The 16066-nt window shown below is 63.7% G+C and carries 19 protein-coding genes and 1 pseudogene; 13 read left to right on the top strand and 7 right to left on the bottom strand.

Translation table 11 applies throughout. The annotated features are described in order from the left end of the window. Nucleotides 1–902: histone deacetylase family protein (locus EN993_RS18280; RefSeq protein ID WP_164757706.1), on the top strand; the 902-nt coding region annotated here is incomplete at its 5' end. A gap of 87 nt (nucleotides 903–989) precedes the next feature. Here EN993_RS18280 and EN993_RS18275 read toward each other — a convergent pair. After that, on the bottom strand, nucleotides 990–2183 hold the full coding sequence (locus tag EN993_RS18275; protein ID WP_127264475.1) for a TMEM43 family protein: 1194 nt from the start codon (nucleotides 2181–2183) through the stop codon (nucleotides 990–992). Between the two features lie 516 nt (nucleotides 2184–2699). Here EN993_RS18275 and EN993_RS18270 point away from each other — a divergent pair. Both EN993_RS18270 and EN993_RS18265 read left to right on the top strand, forming a co-directional pair. Next, nucleotides 2700–3410, top strand: a complete 711-nt coding sequence (locus EN993_RS18270) for a helix-turn-helix transcriptional regulator (RefSeq protein ID WP_109659424.1) — start codon at nucleotides 2700–2702, stop codon at nucleotides 3408–3410. Further along, entirely contained in the window at nucleotides 3407–4177 is a 771-nt protein-coding gene (locus EN993_RS18265) for a helix-turn-helix transcriptional regulator (protein WP_109659422.1), read from the top strand. The genes EN993_RS18270 and EN993_RS18265 overlap by 4 nt, the downstream gene beginning before the upstream one ends. A 40-nt stretch (nucleotides 4178–4217) precedes the next feature. On the opposite strand, the gene EN993_RS18260 is transcribed toward EN993_RS18265, so the two are convergent. From EN993_RS18260 to motA, 6 genes are read right to left on the bottom strand one after another with little or no spacing between them, the layout of a single operon-like run. After that, the gene (locus tag EN993_RS18260) at nucleotides 4218–4655 is read right to left on the bottom strand and encodes a hypothetical protein (RefSeq protein WP_127264474.1); all 438 of its coding nucleotides are present in this window, start codon (nucleotides 4653–4655) and stop codon (nucleotides 4218–4220) included. Then, nucleotides 4652–5734, bottom strand: a complete 1083-nt coding sequence (flhB, locus tag EN993_RS18255) for a flagellar biosynthesis protein FlhB (RefSeq protein ID WP_056582589.1) — start codon at nucleotides 5732–5734, stop codon at nucleotides 4652–4654. The genes EN993_RS18260 and flhB overlap by 4 nt, the downstream gene beginning before the upstream one ends. A 9-nt stretch (nucleotides 5735–5743) precedes the next feature. Then, complete coding sequence (locus tag EN993_RS18250; RefSeq protein WP_109659418.1) at nucleotides 5744–6754, bottom strand: flagellar motor switch protein FliG; 1011 nt, start codon at nucleotides 6752–6754, stop codon at nucleotides 5744–5746. A gap of 44 nt (nucleotides 6755–6798) precedes the next feature. Beyond that, nucleotides 6799–7185 (bottom strand): flagellar motor switch protein FliN, encoded by a 387-nt coding sequence (fliN, locus tag EN993_RS18245; RefSeq protein WP_023761675.1) that lies wholly within the window; start codon nucleotides 7183–7185, stop codon nucleotides 6799–6801. A 16-nt stretch (nucleotides 7186–7201) separates the two neighbouring features. Beyond that, on the bottom strand, nucleotides 7202–8149 hold the full coding sequence (locus tag EN993_RS18240) for a FliM/FliN family flagellar motor switch protein (protein ID WP_109659416.1): 948 nt from the start codon (nucleotides 8147–8149) through the stop codon (nucleotides 7202–7204). A gap of 32 nt (nucleotides 8150–8181) precedes the next feature. Next, complete coding sequence (gene motA, locus EN993_RS18235; protein WP_109659414.1) at nucleotides 8182–9057, bottom strand: flagellar motor stator protein MotA; 876 nt, start codon at nucleotides 9055–9057, stop codon at nucleotides 8182–8184. Between the two features lie 147 nt (nucleotides 9058–9204). On the opposite strand from motA, the gene EN993_RS18230 reads away from it, so the two are divergent. The 10 genes and pseudogenes from EN993_RS18230 to EN993_RS18185 all read left to right on the top strand — a co-directional run. Next, on the top strand, nucleotides 9205–10326 hold the full coding sequence (locus EN993_RS18230; protein ID WP_109659412.1) for a DUF1217 domain-containing protein: 1122 nt from the start codon (nucleotides 9205–9207) through the stop codon (nucleotides 10324–10326). 7 nt (nucleotides 10327–10333) lie between these two features. Then, the gene (gene flgF / locus EN993_RS18225) at nucleotides 10334–11056 is read left to right on the top strand and encodes a flagellar basal-body rod protein FlgF (RefSeq protein WP_109659410.1); all 723 of its coding nucleotides are present in this window, start codon (nucleotides 10334–10336) and stop codon (nucleotides 11054–11056) included. A gap of 3 nt (nucleotides 11057–11059) precedes the next feature. Further along, entirely contained in the window at nucleotides 11060–12460 is a 1401-nt protein-coding gene (gene fliI, locus EN993_RS18220; RefSeq protein WP_109659408.1) for a flagellar protein export ATPase FliI, read from the top strand. Further along, nucleotides 12447–13286, top strand: coding sequence for a hypothetical protein (locus EN993_RS18215; RefSeq protein WP_109659406.1), 840 nt, complete (start codon nucleotides 12447–12449; stop codon nucleotides 13284–13286). Before fliI ends, EN993_RS18215 begins: the two co-directional genes overlap by 14 nt. A gap of 84 nt (nucleotides 13287–13370) precedes the next feature. Continuing rightward, complete coding sequence (gene flgB, locus EN993_RS18210) at nucleotides 13371–13751, top strand: flagellar basal body rod protein FlgB (RefSeq protein WP_109659404.1); 381 nt, start codon at nucleotides 13371–13373, stop codon at nucleotides 13749–13751. Between the two features lie 2 nt (nucleotides 13752–13753). Beyond that, on the top strand, nucleotides 13754–14170 hold the full coding sequence (gene flgC, locus EN993_RS18205) for a flagellar basal body rod protein FlgC (protein WP_109659402.1): 417 nt from the start codon (nucleotides 13754–13756) through the stop codon (nucleotides 14168–14170). Beyond that, a complete protein-coding gene (locus tag EN993_RS18200; RefSeq protein ID WP_109659400.1) occupies nucleotides 14170–14496 on the top strand; it encodes a flagellar hook-basal body complex protein FliE in 327 nt (108 codons plus the stop codon). The genes flgC and EN993_RS18200 overlap by 1 nt, the downstream gene beginning before the upstream one ends. Nucleotides 14497–14507: 11 nt before the next feature. Further along, nucleotides 14508–15296 (top strand): flagellar basal-body rod protein FlgG, encoded by a 789-nt coding sequence (gene flgG / locus EN993_RS18195; protein ID WP_109659398.1) that lies wholly within the window; start codon nucleotides 14508–14510, stop codon nucleotides 15294–15296. Nucleotides 15297–15299: 3 nt separating this feature from the next. Next, the gene (gene flgA / locus EN993_RS18190; protein ID WP_126070311.1) at nucleotides 15300–15851 is read left to right on the top strand and encodes a flagellar basal body P-ring formation chaperone FlgA; all 552 of its coding nucleotides are present in this window, start codon (nucleotides 15300–15302) and stop codon (nucleotides 15849–15851) included. After that, a pseudogene (locus EN993_RS18185) lies at nucleotides 15848–16066 on the top strand (flagellar biosynthesis protein FlgI); the annotation flags it as partial. The gene flgA and the pseudogene EN993_RS18185, both read left to right, overlap by 4 nt.

Here is a 16066-nt window from a genome sequence, read left to right as displayed (position 1 = left end):
AGTTAGGGCCGATCGTCCTGCCGCTCGAGCATGATCTCGCCGCCGCCAAGCGCATCCACAAATCTGACTACATCGACTTCCTGCCAACGGTCTGGCCGCAGTGGGTGGAAGCTGGCCTCACGGGCACGGCGATGCCCTTCACCTGGCCGACGCGCGGCCTGCGCGGCGACGTACCGCCAAAGCGCGTCGACGCGCTGCTCGGCTATTATTCCTTCGATGCCGGCGCCACCTTCGTCGAAGGCACATGGGCCGCGATCAAGTCGTCCTATGACGTGGCGCTGACCGCCGCCAGCATGGTCAAGGGCGGCGAGACATCCGCCTTCGCGCTCTGCCGGCCGCCCGGCCACCATGCCGGTGCCGGCTTCATGGGCGGTTACTGCTACATCAACAACGCCGCCGTTGCTGCGCAATGGTTCCGCGACCAGGGCGCCAAACGCATCTCGATCCTGGATGTCGACTACCACCACGGCAACGGCACGCAGGAGATATTCTATGACCGTGCCGACGTGCAGGTGCTCAACCTGCATGGCGATCCGATGGTCGAGTACCCGTTCTTCCTCGGCCATGCCGACGAACGCGGCGCCGGTGCAGGCGAAGGCTTCAACATCAATTATCCCATGCCCTTCGGCACCGACTGGGACGCCTGGAACGCCTCGCTGGAGGATGCCTGCGCTAAGCTTGCCGCTTATGCGCCCGATGTCGTCATCGTCTCGCTCGGTGTCGACACGTTCGAGAAGGACCCGATCAGCCAGTTCAAGCTGAAGAGCCCGGACTATCCGAAGATCGGCCGCCGCATCGCAAAACTCGGTCTGCCGACGCTGTTCGTGATGGAAGGCGGCTATGCCGTCGAAGAGATCGGCGTCAATGCCGTCGGCGTGCTGACGGGCTTCGAAGACAGATAGTGCCGGCCACGGAGCGGTTTTGGGACAACGACAGGCATAAGCAGAGACAACCAGGACCGGGCGGCAACGCCGCCCGGATTCTCGCGATCAGGTGGCGGCGCCAACGCTGGGCGCGACGGTTGGCTCGGCCGGTTTGCGCGAGCGGCCGAGATAGTAGACCGCCGCTGCCGCGATGACGCCGGCCGCAAGGATGCCCACCGCCAGAACCGGCCGATACCAGAACCAGGCAATCGCGATCGTCGTCGTGCCGACCAAGATCGCCAGGAAGAAGGCGATGATGCCGGTTCCCATCCGCGCCATGCTGCCGAGGAACGGGATGACGTCTAGGATCACGCCGATCGGGCTGAGGAACAGGGCAAAGCCGATGGTCAGCAACAGCAGGCCGGCGGCGCGCAGCAGCCAGGTGATCAGCGTGTTTGCACTGACTGCCTCGGCGAACATCTTGTCGGCCGGGACAGTGCCGGTGTCGACCATCAGCAACGCATCGCCCGCCTCGGTCTGGTAAGGCTCGAACCGGCTGCCGGCCTGCCGCGCGACGATGCTGATCACACCGAGCGGCGCCAGTTCGTAGCCGATGCGATAGTCACCCAGCGCCGGCGTTGTGGTGTCGGCGCCGAGATAGATCTTGCCGTCGACGATGCTGAGCGGCCTGGTGCCGGTATAGGCGGCCTTGATCGCGGCCGACTGGTCGGGCGACAGCGAATACGCCTTGTCGCCCTCGATGCGATCAAGCACCGGCGTGTCGAGATCGAAGGCGACGAGCTTGCCTTGCGGAATCTGGAAGGTCCGGCTGTGGATCGCCATCGGCGGATTCTGGTGGCCGTCCGGCTTCTTGAAATCCGACGAATCGATCTGGCTGTCGTCCCACACCTTCGAATAGCTGTAGGTGGTCACCGTTTCCTCGCCGCCGCCAAGCTTCTTGGTGGTCTCGGATTTGGATTCTTCCTTCCACTGATACATCTCGGCGCTGCGCGACAGCCGCAGCCCTTGCGTCGCGATGCCGAAATCCGGATCGGCGAGACCGCTGTCCGCCGTCACCGGCCCGCTGACATGCACCAATTTACCGTCATTGGCGGCATCGACGCTGTCGGCATTGGCCGAGACGACGGCGCCGGCCCCTTCGGCCAAAGAGCGCGCCGTCTGCACCGCGCGGCCCTCGTTCCAGAACAGCCCGATCACCATCAGCACCACCAGAAGCAGGCCGAAGATGACCCCGCCGACCGCCCGCTTGATGCGCCCGAACCACGAGACGGATGTAACTTCCTGAAATGAATCGCTCATTGTTTCCCCCGAAACCAAATTGCCACCCCACTGCGTGCCGCCGCGAGATGATTGCGACGGCCTGCCGCCCGCAGGCATGGCTGCAAGGGGCGCCCGCCTCTTCAACGTTCCCGAACCTACCGGAATCGACTAGCCGCCGATATGGCCGGTTTGCAATCAGTGAGGACTTTTCGCGTCTCTGTCTTCTGTCCAAGGCGCGAAAATAGACCTCTGAGTCGCACCTGAGTCCACCAGATTCGATTTTGTCAAATCGCGTTTGATGTCGGATTCAACTGCGGGTAGATTAGACCCGAATCAGCCGGTCCTTGGGGGGCGCGGCGACCACCCAAAGTCTCTTGTTCCGGAGTTTTTCCGGCACCAGACGCGGACGGCTTCGCGTTCCCTGAATGGATTCGGATCTGGTTGGCGCAGCCCTGCGCCACGCGTGTGTCTTCGTCAAAGTAATGCGTATTCGGGTTCGGCGGCTGGCTTCCAGCAGCCGGACAGCAGAAACGATTCCGGCCAAAAGCAACAAGAATGAGCAGTCCCGCCGCGCCACTTCAATCCGACACATTGGGCTCGCGCCTGACGTCGCGCGGCGATCTGACCAGCTTTTTCATGCAACTGACCGCCGAGATCGGCGCCGACAGCTACATGCTTGTCGCCATCGTCCACGACCAGGACCGCAACGATGCGCGCATCGTCTCGTCCAACTGGATTTTCGATGCCATCGAGCTGATCGGCAAGCGGCTGATCGCCGGGCTTGCGCAAGGCGCGCTCACCGTCGCGCCCGGCATCCGTCCGCAGCCGCTGGTAGCATCTCAGGCACCCGCAGCAGACGGATTGATCACCGGCGAAGAGGCGCGCCTTCTCGACGTGCTCGGCCATGCCGAAATCTATTCGCTGCGCCTCAATGTCGGCCGCCAGCGCCTGTTCGCCCTGTTCTCGGCGGCGACTGTCGGCGGCATCGACCAGCCGGCGCTGATGCGGGCGCAACTGAAATGCTGCTACGCGCTTTCGCACATCCCGCAATTGATCGCCGCCGCCGCCATGCAGGATCCGCTGTCGGATCGCGAGCGTGAATGCCTGTTCTGGGTTTCCGAAGGCAAGACCACCGACGAGGTCGCCGTTATCCTTGGCGTCTCCTCCAACACCGTCAACAGCTACATCACCCACGCCATCCAGAAATTCGCGGCCAGCAACCGCGCGATGGCCATCGCCACGGCGATCAGGAGCGGCATCATTTGAAACACGCCGATATCAAGGAGGCTGCCGAAGCCCTCTTCAACGAGCAGCGCAACCCGTTCGGCGCCTTCACGCTTGGCTCCGAAACCCATCACGCCGTCACCATTCCCGATGCCGTGCGCCGCTGCCGCTGGATATCAGTCGACATCAACGCCTCGGCCTTCGGCTTGTTCTTTGTCAGCCCCTCGCCCGAACGGGCACGGCTAGTTCCTTGCTTCGATTCCGACTATCCCGGGATCGCCGTGGCGACAAAGTTCATTTCAGGTGCCAATGGCGAGGAGATCGTGCGCCACACCCGCATCTCGACCGAACCGCGCTGGTGGACCGATGACGGTGTCGCCGCCATGGCGGAGATGTTCGGCAATCTCGCCTGGACCGAGCAGATGGCGGCGCTGGCGCCCGGCACCAGCGGCATCGCCTTCCCGGTCCATGCCGATCGCGGCCAATGCGGCCTCGTCGTTTTCCTTGGCTCCGAGATCGCCTTGCCGCAGGACGCCCTCTACGAGATCCACGCCCGCTGCTTTTCGCTGTTCGCCGCCGTCGCCCGCATCCGTCCGGGCGATGCCGGCCGCATGCGCGCCATTTCCAAGCGTGAACTCGAATGCCTGAAGCTGACCGCCAACGGCAACACTAGCGAAGAGATCGCGCGGCTCCTGAAGCTGTCGGTGCACACCGCCAACCAGTATCTGACCCAGTCGACCCAGAAGCTGAACGCCGTCAACCGCAACCAGGCCGTGGCCAAGGCGCTGCGGCTGGGCCTGATCGAATAGGATAATTCGAGGATCGGCCGGCGGCGGCTCGCGATCGACGTCAGCGATAAGCGAGTGGTTCGACCTTTCGGATACGCGCCTCTTCGATCACAGCCTCGAGCAGCGCCGTGTTGTGCTCGGGGTCTTCGCCCGGCTTCTCGAACGACACGTAGTTGACCACCACCGAGGCACCGAGCTCGCCCAGCGTCAGCTGGAAATAGACGGTGACGCCGGGCGGCCTCAGCTCCAGGTCAAGCACGATGCGCGGGCTGCCGCTCCAGTCGACATGCGCCTCGCCGCCATGGCCAAGCCGCAGCGTGCCAGGCATGAAGAACAGCTCCACCGCTGAATCGACCAGATCCGACAGGCACGCGAAATGCTCAAGCCGGATGAAGGCGATGTAGTCGGCGACATCGATCAGCCTCAGTTCCCCCACCACCTGCTCGATGGCGCTGGCGACGATGATCTCGCGGGATTTTGCGTGCGGTTGGCGGTTCATGAAATTTGTCTCCGCTCAGCCTTTTTCGAGTAGACGATCCGCACCAGTTCGGCGACGGCCTGGTAGAATTGTGACGGGATCACATTATCGACCGAAACTTGCTTGTACATGGAGCGGGCGAGCGCCACGTCCTCGAAGATCGGGATGTTGTGTTCGCGGGCAATCTCGCGGATTTTCAGCGCCACCAGATCTTGCCCCTTGGCCAGCACCATCGGTGCCGAGTCCTCGTCGCGCACATATTTCAGCGCGATCGAGAAGTGCGTCGGGTTGGCGATGATCAGCGTCGCGCGCGGCACCGCCGTCATCATCCGCTTGCGCGCCCGGTCGCGCGCCAGCGAGCGCAGCCGCGATTTGACGATCGGGTCGCCCTCGGACTGTTTGAACTCATCCTTGACCTCCTGCTTGCTCATGCGCAGGTCCTGCTTCCAGTGGAAGCGCGACCAGACGATGTCGATTGCCGCGATCAGCCCCATGACGAAGACGATCGCCACCAGGATGTCGACGGCGATGCCACGGATGACGAGACCGAAGGCAACCGGATTGGTGATCATCCCGGCAAGCAGCTTGCGGTGGTCTTCCGACAGCGTGAAGATCAGCACGAGGATGGCAAAGCCGACCTTGCCGATGGACTTCGCGAACTCGACGAAGCCCTGGATGCCGAACAGCCTGTTCCAGCCCTTGACGATCGAGATGCGCGAAAATTGCGGCCGGACCCGCTCGCCGACGAATTGCGGCATGTTCTGGAACACCGAGGCGCCGACGCCGGCTACGGTCAGCAGCACGAACAGGCTCAAGACGGCGCGGCCGACCTCGAGGAGGACGATCTTGTAGAGCGCGATGACATCGGTCTCGGTGTCCATCGGCCAGGCTTCCGGCTTCTCCAGGAACATAGACAGGAACATGCCGAGGTCGATGACGGCATCCTTGGCGTAGAAGACGGTGAACACCAGTATGGCGACGAAGGACGCAAGGAGCGCCGTTTCCCGCGAATGGGGCAGTTTGCCCTGTTCGATGGTGTCGCGGATCTTCTTTTCCGTCGCCTCTTCGGTTTTCGAATCCTTGTCGACCGCGTCAGCCATGGCGCGGTCTTAAGCGGCGTTCTGGGTCGAGGGGAGCTCGAAAGCGCCTTCGCGTGACAACCGGATCGTCGTCGTCACGATTGTCTTGCGCGCCGCCGTAATGTCAGCGAGAGGAACTCCTTCCGATCCCTGTCCGAGTTCGGCTTCGATCATGCGCCGCGACCGCGCGCCGATCGCCGACAGCACTGATTCCGCAAGTCCCGCCTGCGCGCCGCGCAGGGCCAGCGTGACCAATTCGGTCGACAGCCCGTCGAACAGCAGCACCCGCGCCTTCTGGGTGAGCAGCGGCAGGTCGTCGAAGGCAAACAGGCGAGCCCGGACACCATCGAGATCGGGCGTGCCGGCGGCTTCCAGGTCCTGCATGACCTCCTCGAGCAGCGGCTTGTCCAGTTCGTTGAGAACGCTGGCGACGCGCGCCTGCCCGGCCGACGTGTCCTTGGTCGAGGTTTCCGTCAGCACACTGCTGCGCAACCGGTTTTCGACGATCCTGCTGGCGGCTTCCGGAACATTGGCCATCGTCACCATGCGCTTGATGATTTCGCCGCGCGTCGACTTGGTCAACGTCAACAATACGCTCGCCGCCACTTGCGGCGCCAGCTTCGACAGCACCATGGCCGCGGTCTGTGGATGCTCACCGGCCAGGAAGGCGCCAAGCCGCGCCGGCTCGAGCTTTTCGAGCTCGGGCCAGATCGGCGGCGGGCCTTCCGGTGCGACCTCGAATCTCTTGTCGCCCATGATCGCGCTCATCTCTTCGGGCGACAGCGACTCATTGAGGATGGTGTCCATCCTGTCGGCGGAATCGAGCAATCCCGCCCCTTCGGTGAACTCGGCCTCGAACTCGGCGACGATGCGCTCGAGATCGCTTTGCGGAATCGTCCGCAGCAGACGGGCGCCCTCGATCAGCGCCTTCAGTTCTTCCTGCTTGAAGAATTTCAGCAGGCGGCTGGCCGACGGCTTGCCCATCGCCACCAATATGGCGGCCGCCTTCTGCGCGCGGGTCAAGGTCACCGGCGTCGTCATGCCACTCGCCTCTGCTGCCACCGGCAAGCTCCGCAACCCATGTCCTAGGCGCCCTTCGTGCCGGCGATGATTTCGGTCAGCCTGATGCCGAAGCGCGACGGATCGCTTTCCAACACGGTGATCTCGCCGCGCGCGATCTTGCGGCCGTTGACCACGACGTCGACAGGTTCGCCGATGCGGCGATTGAGCGCCACGGTCGACCCCTTCTGCAGCGCCATCAGGTCGGAGACTGGCATCTCGGTGCTGCCGAGGATGATCTGGACATCGACGGGGATATTCATGATGACGCTCGAATTGGCACCTGAAGCGGCCCTGAACGCCGCATCGGGGCGTTGCTCCTCTTCATGCAGGACGCCGCGCAACTCTTCAATGGCACGGTCGAGCTGCTCGTCCGGCTGGTCGAGGTCGGCTTCCACCTTGGTCTTGGCCATGCGTCGTCTCCAAATGTCAGGCGCGGCCGGCAGAAGCCGGCATCAGCGCTTCGATAAAATCCTGCCCGGCATCGTAGGGATGCCTGATTCGGACGGTGTAATTCTGTCCCAGTTTGCCGAACTCGCACACGAATAGCGTCTTGCCGCGCGCGCTGAGGCGTGCCTGCGACTGCGCCGTTTCCTCGAACTCGATGACCTGGCCAATTTCAAAACCGGCAAGGTCGCCGAGTGTCAGCCGCGCCAGCGGCATGGTGGCCTCGAGTGCCACCGTGGAGCGCATCACTTCTTCCGAAAAGCGCGCGCGCCAGCTGGCTCCCTGATCGTTCTCGCCGGCGGCGACGGCACTGTCCCGGCTGGCCAGCACGACACGCTGCGGCATCGTCACGGTGACGGTGCCGCTGTCGGCCGGCGTCGAGATGCCAAGGACGATGCGGATCGCCGCGCCGTCGCGCAGCACGTGCCGCTTCGCCTCGGTGCCCGACATTGCCCGCGGCGCCGGCAGGCGCAGGTCGAGCGAGCGCTTTCCCGATCCATTGAGGGCCTGCGCGACCTGCTGGAACACCATGGTCGAGACATCGATTTCGATCTGTGACAGATCGCGCTCGATTGGCGACACCGGCAGATCCGGATCGCCGCCGAACAGCGTGCAGACCATGATCGCGATCGCCGGTGCATCGATCACCAGGGTCATCGCATCGGAGGACACGGACGAGCCGACGACGGTCAGGGCAAACGTGTCGCCGGCGCGCGAACGCGCCTCGGGAACGCGGCTAACCTGTATCGCTTTGAGATCGACAATGACCGGAACGCCAAGCTCACCGGTCAGGCCTTTCTGCAGCAGCGGCACGGCGCGCTCGGCCATGGCCCGCCCAGCGTCGATGACCTGGGCGGCTTCGCCGCTGTCGCCGACCAGGCGCTCGATGATCAGCGAGCGCGCTTCCGCTGGGCTGCCCGGACTGGTCATGACAGTGCTGGGACCGATCTGTCGCGCATCGTTCAGGCGGCCTTCTTTTCGACGGAGCCGGTGTTCATCGTGCTCTGCTCGACGGCGTCGATCGTCGGCCGTTCATAGGACGAGATCGTCTTGCGGCCGAACTCGATCGCCACCTGCGGCAGCGCGCCGTTCATGTAGGCCAGCAGCGTCTGCTTGACGATGATGTAGAGGCGGTTGTTCTTCTCGCGCACCGTCTTGATCTTGGTGGCGACGGGTCCGACCACCGCGTAGGACAGGAAGATGCCGAGGAAGGTGCCGACCAGGGCCGCGCCGATCAGGCCGCCGAGGATTTCCGGCGACTGGTCGAGCGCACCCATCGCCTTGACCACGCCGAGCACGGCGGCGACGATGCCGAGCGCTGGCAAGCCGTCCCCGACCGCCACCATTGCGTGATAGGCCTTCATCTTGTCGGACTTGATGGTCTGGATTTCCTCGTCCATCAGCGCCTCGATCTCGTGCGAGCGGGCATTGCCGATAATGATGATGCGACAGTAATCGCAGATGAAATTCGTCAGATCGTGATTCTTGAGTACGGTCGGAAAGGCCTGGAAGATCGCCGATTCCTCGGGATTGTCGATATGCGCCTCGACCTCGCTGCGCGACTTCGAGCGCAGTTCGCGCATCAGGCTGTGCAGCACGCCCAGTGTTTCCAGGTAGTTCTGTTCCTTCGGCACCGCCTGCTTGAACGCCTCGAGGATGGCCTTGCCGGTATCCTTGACCGTCTTCATCGGATTGGCGACAAGAAACGTGCCGAACGCGGCGCCGCAGATGACCACGGCTTCCCACGGCTGGACCAGCACGTGAAGATGGCCGCCCATGGCCATGAAGCCGCCAAGGACGCAGCCGAGCGTAACCACCAGTCCAATCAGAATGCCCACGAAAGGTCCTTCCGCATTTCACATCAGGCGTAAGGGATAGCTCCCGTGCCTTGTGTGAGGCTTGAATCGAAAGCGTCGGAGACGATTCAGTTTCGCGCAAGGAAGTGGGGGTATTGTGCTGGCATAGCTTCGGCCGGAGGCACGTCTTTGCTTAATACCTTTACCAGCTACCAGCTCATCACCAAGGACATCTCGAAGTCGCTCGACAGGATCGAGCAGCAGCCCGTGGTCGATCGCGATACCAAATATTATCTGGACAACATCACCAAGGTGAAATCGATCGACGATTTCGTCAAGAATGACCGTTTGTTCAAATATGCCATGAAGGCATACGGGCTCGAGGACATGGACTACGCCAAGGCCTTCATGGTCAAGGCACTTAAGGAAGGCGTCTCCGATCCTAACAGCTTCGCCAACAAGCTGACCGACAAGCGCTACGCCGAATTCGTCAGCGCCTTCAATTTCGCCGCCAACGGCGCCGATGCGACCATCTACAACAAGACGCAGCAGATGGTGACCAAGAACTACGCCACGCAGGCGAAAATCGCCGGCCTCGATCCGGATTCGGACTACGTGAAGGGCGAGACGACATACTATCTCGCCAACATCACCAAGGTGAAGTCGATCGACGATCTGATGTCGAACACCCGGCTCTACACATACGCGCTGGCGTCATTCGGCCTCGATTCGACGACCGAGGACAAGGACCTCATCAAGCGTGTTCTGCAAGGTGGCGTTCGCGACCCCGACAGCGTCGCCAACAAGATGACGGACAAGACCTACGCCGCGCTTGCCTCCGCCTTCAATTTCGAGGCCTATGGTGAGAACACCACCACCATCAATCCGGCGCAGCAGCCGACCGTCGACAAATACATGCGCCAGACCCTCGAAGAGGATGCCGGCCAGACCAACCAGGGCGTGCGGCTGGCGCTCTATTTCGATCGCAAGGCGCCGACCATCACCAGCTGGTACGACGTGCTGGCCGACACCGCCCTTGCCAGCGTCGTGCGCACCGTGCTCGGGCTGCCCGATTCCTTCGCCACCGCCGATGTCGACAAGCAGGCGCAGCTGTTCGAACAGAAACTCGACATCTCGGATTTCTCCGATCCCGAGAAGCTCGGCAAGTTCCTGACGCGCTTCACCAGCATGTACGAGATCAACAACCCGACCTCATCCGCCGTCACCTCGGTCAGCGTGCTGTTTGCCCAGCCGATCACGGTCGGCATCTCCACCGACCTGATGATGGCCATGCAGAAACTAAGGTTCTGAGATCATCATGCGGGACAGCCTGTACGTCGCCCTTTCCTCGCAGATCGCGCTCGAGCGTCGCCTCGACACGATCGCCGACAACGTCGCCAACGCCTCGACGATCGGCTTTCGCGCCACTGGCGTGAAGTTCGAGGACGTCGTGTCCGGCACCGGACCGAAATCGGTGTCCTTCGCCTCCTCTGGCAAGACCTATCTTTCCGGCGCCCACGGTGCTTTGAGCGAGACCGGCAATCCCTTCGATTTCGCCATTCAGGGCGATGCCTGGTTCGCCATCGATACGCCTGTCGGCACCGTCATGACCCGCGACGGGCGCTTTTCGATGAACGAGAACGGCGAACTGATGTCGATCGAGGGCCACCCGGTGCTCGATGCCGGCGGCTCGCCGATCCAGCTCGACCCGCGCAACGGTCCACCCAAGGCCGGGGCCGACGGTTCGCTGCGCCAGAACGATCAGCTTGTCGGCTCCATCGGTGTCTACAATTTCGATCCGGGCGAAAATTTCGTCCGCTACGGCAATTCCGGCATCGTTCCGGCGCGCACGCCTGAGCCTGTCACCGATCGCTCCGATATCGGCGTTGCCCAGGGTTTCCTCGAAGAGTCCAACGTCAATCCGGTGCTGGAAATCACCCGGCTGATCATGGTCCAGCGTGCCTTCGAGAACACCGCCGCCCTGATGCGGCAGACCGACTCCTCCACCGACGAGGCGATCAAGACGCTCGGCTCGAAATAGTCCATGTTGCTCGACCAGCCATCCCTGCGCGCACCCGAAAGACAGCTCCAGCCAGCGCCGGAAGACCGGCTTGCTGCGCTGGAACGGGTCTGGCGGCGTTTCGCCGACACCGAGGCGCTGCTCAAGCGCGGCGGCCGCGTCACCGAAGTCACGCCCACGCACTACAAGGTGCACGGCCTCTCCGATTTCGCCCGGCTGGGCGACATCGTCGAGCAGCGCGGCCATGCCGGTGCGCGCCGCGGCGAGATCGTCAAGATCAGCCGTGACGAGGTCGTCGTGGCACCCTTCGAACGCAGCGCCGATGCCGGCATCGGCGATGCCGTGTTCCGCCGCGGTCCGCTCGCGGTGGCGCCGCATGCCTCGTGGCGTGGCCGCACCATCGACGCGCTCACCAGGGCAATCGATGGCGGCCCGCCCCTGGTCAGGGGAGACGACGCATCGAGCGCCCAGACGACGCCCGGTGCCATGGCACGGCAGCGTGTCGGCACCGCTTTCATGACCGGCGTCAAGGTCATAGACATCTTCACGCCGCTCTGCTTCGGCCAGCGCCTTGGCATCTTCGCCGGCTCCGGCGTCGGCAAGTCGACCCTGCTTGCCATGCTTGCCGGCGCCGACGCATTCGACACCGTCGTCGTGGCGCTCATCGGCGAACGCGGCCGCGAAGTGCGTGAATTCCTCGAGGATACGATCGGCGACAGCATGGCCAAGACCGTCGCCGTCGTCGCCACCAGCGATGAAAGCGCCATGATGCGCCGGCGGGCGCCGGACTCAGCCATGCGCGTCGCCGAGCATTTTCGCGACCAGGGGCACCGCGTGCTCCTGGTGCTGGACTCGATCACCCGCTTCGCTCACGCCTTGCGCGAGGTGGCGACGGGGACCGGCGAGCCGCCGGTCGCCCGCGGCTATCCGGCCTCGGTGTTCACCGAGCTGCCCAAGCTGCTCGAGCGCGCCGGGCCAGGCGCGGAAGGCAAGGGGTCGATCACCGCCATCATCTCCGTGCTGGTCGACGGCGACGACCACAACGATCCGGTTGCCGATTCCGTGCGGGGCATCCTCGACGGTCATGTCGTGCTCGACCGCACGATCGCCGAACAGGGCCGCTATCCGCCGGTCAATCCGCTCTCGTCCATATCGCGGCTGGCCGGAAAGGCCTGGAGCGTCGAACAGCGCGCGCTGGTGACAAGGCTGAAGTCGATGATCTCGCGCTTCGAGGACACGCGCGATATCCGCTTGCTGGGCGCCTATCAGGGCGGCGTCGATGCCGAGCTCGATATTGCCGTGCGCCAGGTGCCGCTGATCTACGAGGCACTGACGCAAGCGCCGAAGGATCGTCCGTCGATCGACCCGTTCTCCGATCTCGCCCGCCACCTCAAGAGCAAGCTGAACGCCGATGCCGGAGACTGAACGCGAATATACCGAGCGCATCCTGCGCGACATGATCGCCGAGGCCAATGCCGCCGCGGAAGCCCGGGCTGACGAAGCCCGGGCTGCCAAGGCAAAGGCTGCCCGTGCCATAGCTGCCAAAGCCGAGGCCGTTCTGGCCAGAGCCGTAAAGCCAATCCTGCCACGGGCTGCCAAAGCCGATCCTGTTCCAGGAAGGGCCGCCGAGCCAGCTCTGCCCAGGGCTCCCCAGGCGGAGGCCGCCGAGATGACACAGGCCAGCCGCGACTCGCTGATCGACGGTCTGTTCCCGCTCACCGAATGGCCGCAGCCACCAAAGGCGCAGTTTCCCCGGCTGAACAAGAAGTCCGATCGGCGCAGCGATCTCGTCATTGCCGCGCTCGGCATCACGCTCGGGCTGATCTGCGCTTTGTTTCCCTGGTACATCTTCTTCAACCAGGACCAGTTCGGCGTCCAGGCGATGAAGTTCGGCGGCACCGGCACCAATTCGGGACGGGCGGGCGGCGGCGTGGTCGCCCAACGCAGCGCGCCGCTGACGGCAAAGGACGTCCCGGCGGCCAATCTCGACCTGCTTGCCACGGGAACCGTGCAGGATGACACCAATCCAGCACCTGCGCCCGGTGAGCAACCCTTTCCCGCCGACGCGGCGAAATTCCGCATGGTTCATGTCGCCAACGGCCGCGCCATGATCGAGGACGACGCTGGCCTCTGGATCGTCCAGCGTGGCTCGATACTGCCCGACTCCAGCCAGGTATCCTCCATCGAGCAGCGCAACGGCAAATGGGTCATGGTCACCAGTGCCGACCAGGTGATCGAACTCTCCAAGTAAACGCCCCATCTCAGGCCTCCGGCCATCCGCAAGGTCCGCGCAAGACTGGCGGCCTAGTCTTCGGGAACACGCCCGGAGATTCTCATGGAGCCCGTTTCCCTTTTCGACCTCGCCGCCAAGCAAGCCCAGTGGCTGGCCGTGCGCCAGTCCGCCGTCGCCGGCAACATCGCCAACGCCAACACGCCGGGCTACACGGCAAACGATGTCGAGCCGTTCGAAAAGGTGCTCGACCGCACAGCCGTATCGCTGCAGGCCACGCAGGCCGGCCATCTCGGCAACGCAGCGACCAATGCCGGCTTCACCATCAAGCCGCAGGAAGATGACGGCGTCGTCATGCCGTCCAAGAACTCGGTCGTGCTGGAAGACCAGTTGCTGAAGGCCGGCGAGGTGCGCCGCTCCTTCGAACTCAACACGGCGATCGTCAAGGCGTTCCATTCGATGATGATGATGGCGGTGAAGAGCTGACCATGGACGCGCTGACCGCAGCTCTCAAAGTCGCAGCATCCGGCCTCGGCGCCCAGTCGGAGCGCCTGCGCGTGGTTTCCGAAAACCTCGCCAACGCCCAGTCGACCGGCACCGCGCCCGGCTCCGACCCCTATCGCCGCAAGACCATCAGCTTCGTCTCCGAGCTCGACCGGGCCTCCGGCAGCGCGACGGTTGCCGTGAACTCGATCGATCGTGATCCCAGTGACTTTCCTGTCGAATTCCAGCCCGGCAACGAGGCCGCCGACGAAAAGGGCTACGTAAAGATGCCCAACGTCAACGTGCTGATCGAGATGGCCGACATGACCGAGGCCAACCGCTCCTACGAGGCCAACCTTCAGGTCGTCAAGCAGGCGCGCGACCTGATTTCCATGACCATCGACCTGATGAGGAACCAGTAATGATCAGCGGTATCGGAGCCCTTCAGTTCAAGCCGTCGATCGGTGGCGACGACGCGGTGACAAGCCTGCTCCAGGGCGGCGCGACACCTTCGGCTGGCGGCAACATCGGCAGCTCCTTCGCCGAGGCGCTGAGCCAGGCAGCCTCCAAGACCGTCAACACGCTGCAGAATGCCGAGCAGGTGTCGGTACAGGCGCTCAAGGGCGACGTCGACACCCGTCAGGTGGTCGACGCCGTGATGAGTGCGCAGCAGGCGCTTCAGACCGCCGTCGCCATTCGCGACAAGGTGGTTTCCGCCTATCTCGAAGTCAGTCGAATGGGCATCTGAGGAATTCCGCCATGAAAGCACTCGCCATCGCCGCCACCGGCATGAATGCCCAGCAGACAAATCTGGAAGTCATCGCCAACAACATCGCCAACATCAACACCACTGGCTACAAGCGCGCCCGTGCTGAATTCTCCGACCTGCTCTATCAGGTCGATCGCACGCAGGGCGTGCCCAACCGCTCCAACGCCTCGCTGGTGCCGGAGGGTGTGTCGATCGGCCTCGGCGTCAAGACGACGGCCGTGCGCAACGTGCACACACAGGGCGAACTGACCAGCACCGGCAACAGTTTCGACCTGGCGCTCACCGGCAGGGGCTGGTTCCAGATCGAGGGTGCCGACGGCGGCACGCTCTACAGCCGCGCCGGCGCCCTCAACACCAACGCCACCGGCCAGCTGGTGACAGTCGACGGCGCTGCCGTCATTCCGGCAATCAACGTCCCCGTCGATGCCGTCGAGGTCATCGTCAACAAGACCGGCCAGGTCTTCGCCCGCATCGACGGCCAGACCGCCCTGCAGAACCTTGGCCAGCTTCAGATCGCCAATTTCGCCAACGAGGCGGGCCTGGCGCCGCTCGGCGACAATCTGTTCCAGGAAACCACGGCTTCGGGGCCGGCGAATGTCGGCGTCCCGGGCGATCCCGGCTTCGCCACGATCCAGCAGGGCTACCTCGAAGCCTCCAACGTCGACCCGGTCAAGGAAATCACCGAGCTGATCTCGGCGCAGCGCGCCTATGAGATGAACTCCAAGGTCATCCAGGCCGCCGACGACATGGCCTCCGTCGTCTCCAAGAACATCAGGTAACGCATGATGTCGACGCCAGGTCTCCTGTCCGTTTTCCGCCGCACCGCGCTCGCCTTTGCGCTGGTGACCGGCGGCATGCCGGCTTTTGCCCAGGAATCGACAAACCAGTCGACAGACCAATCGGCCGACCAGTCAGCCACTCAGATCGCCGGCAATCAAGCTGTCGGCGAGGTGGTGCTGATTCCCAGCCGGGTCATCTATCCCGGCGAGACCATCAATCTCGCTGCCCTGAAAAAGGTGACCCTGATCGTCGGCAAGCACAAGCCGGAAGCGGTCGCCACACGGGCCGAGGAACTCGACGGCAAGGTCGCCAAGCGCACGCTGCTGCCCGGCCGCTACATCCCTTCCATTGCCATCCGCGAGGCCTGGCTGGTCGAACAGGGCGCCTCCGTGCAGGTCTTCTTCATCGCCGGCGGACTGACGATCTCGGCGACCGCCGTGACGCTGCAGCCAGGTGCAGCGGGCGACCTCGTCAAGGTTCGCAACATCGACAGCGGCAAGATCCTGTCCGGCACGGTGATGGCGGATGGAACCATCCAGGTCAGCGCCTCATGATACGCGGCCTTTCCCTGATACTGGCTGCCGTGCTTAGCCTGCAGCCGGCACTGGCCGACGGCCTGACGCCCAAGGCCAAGCGCGAGCTCGCTGCCAAGAACGGCGGCGTCTACAACGATCCTGAATATGATCCGGCCACCACCAGCCGCATGTTCCGGGTTTCGTCCGGGCCGAGTTCGCTGCCGCCGGGCCAGGTCGCCTCACGCATCAAGGAC

Source organism: Mesorhizobium sp. M7D.F.Ca.US.004.01.2.1 (assembly GCF_003997785.1).
GTDB lineage: Bacteria > Pseudomonadota > Alphaproteobacteria > Rhizobiales > Rhizobiaceae > Mesorhizobium > Mesorhizobium loti.
This window is presented reverse-complemented; position numbering and strand designations above follow the sequence as displayed.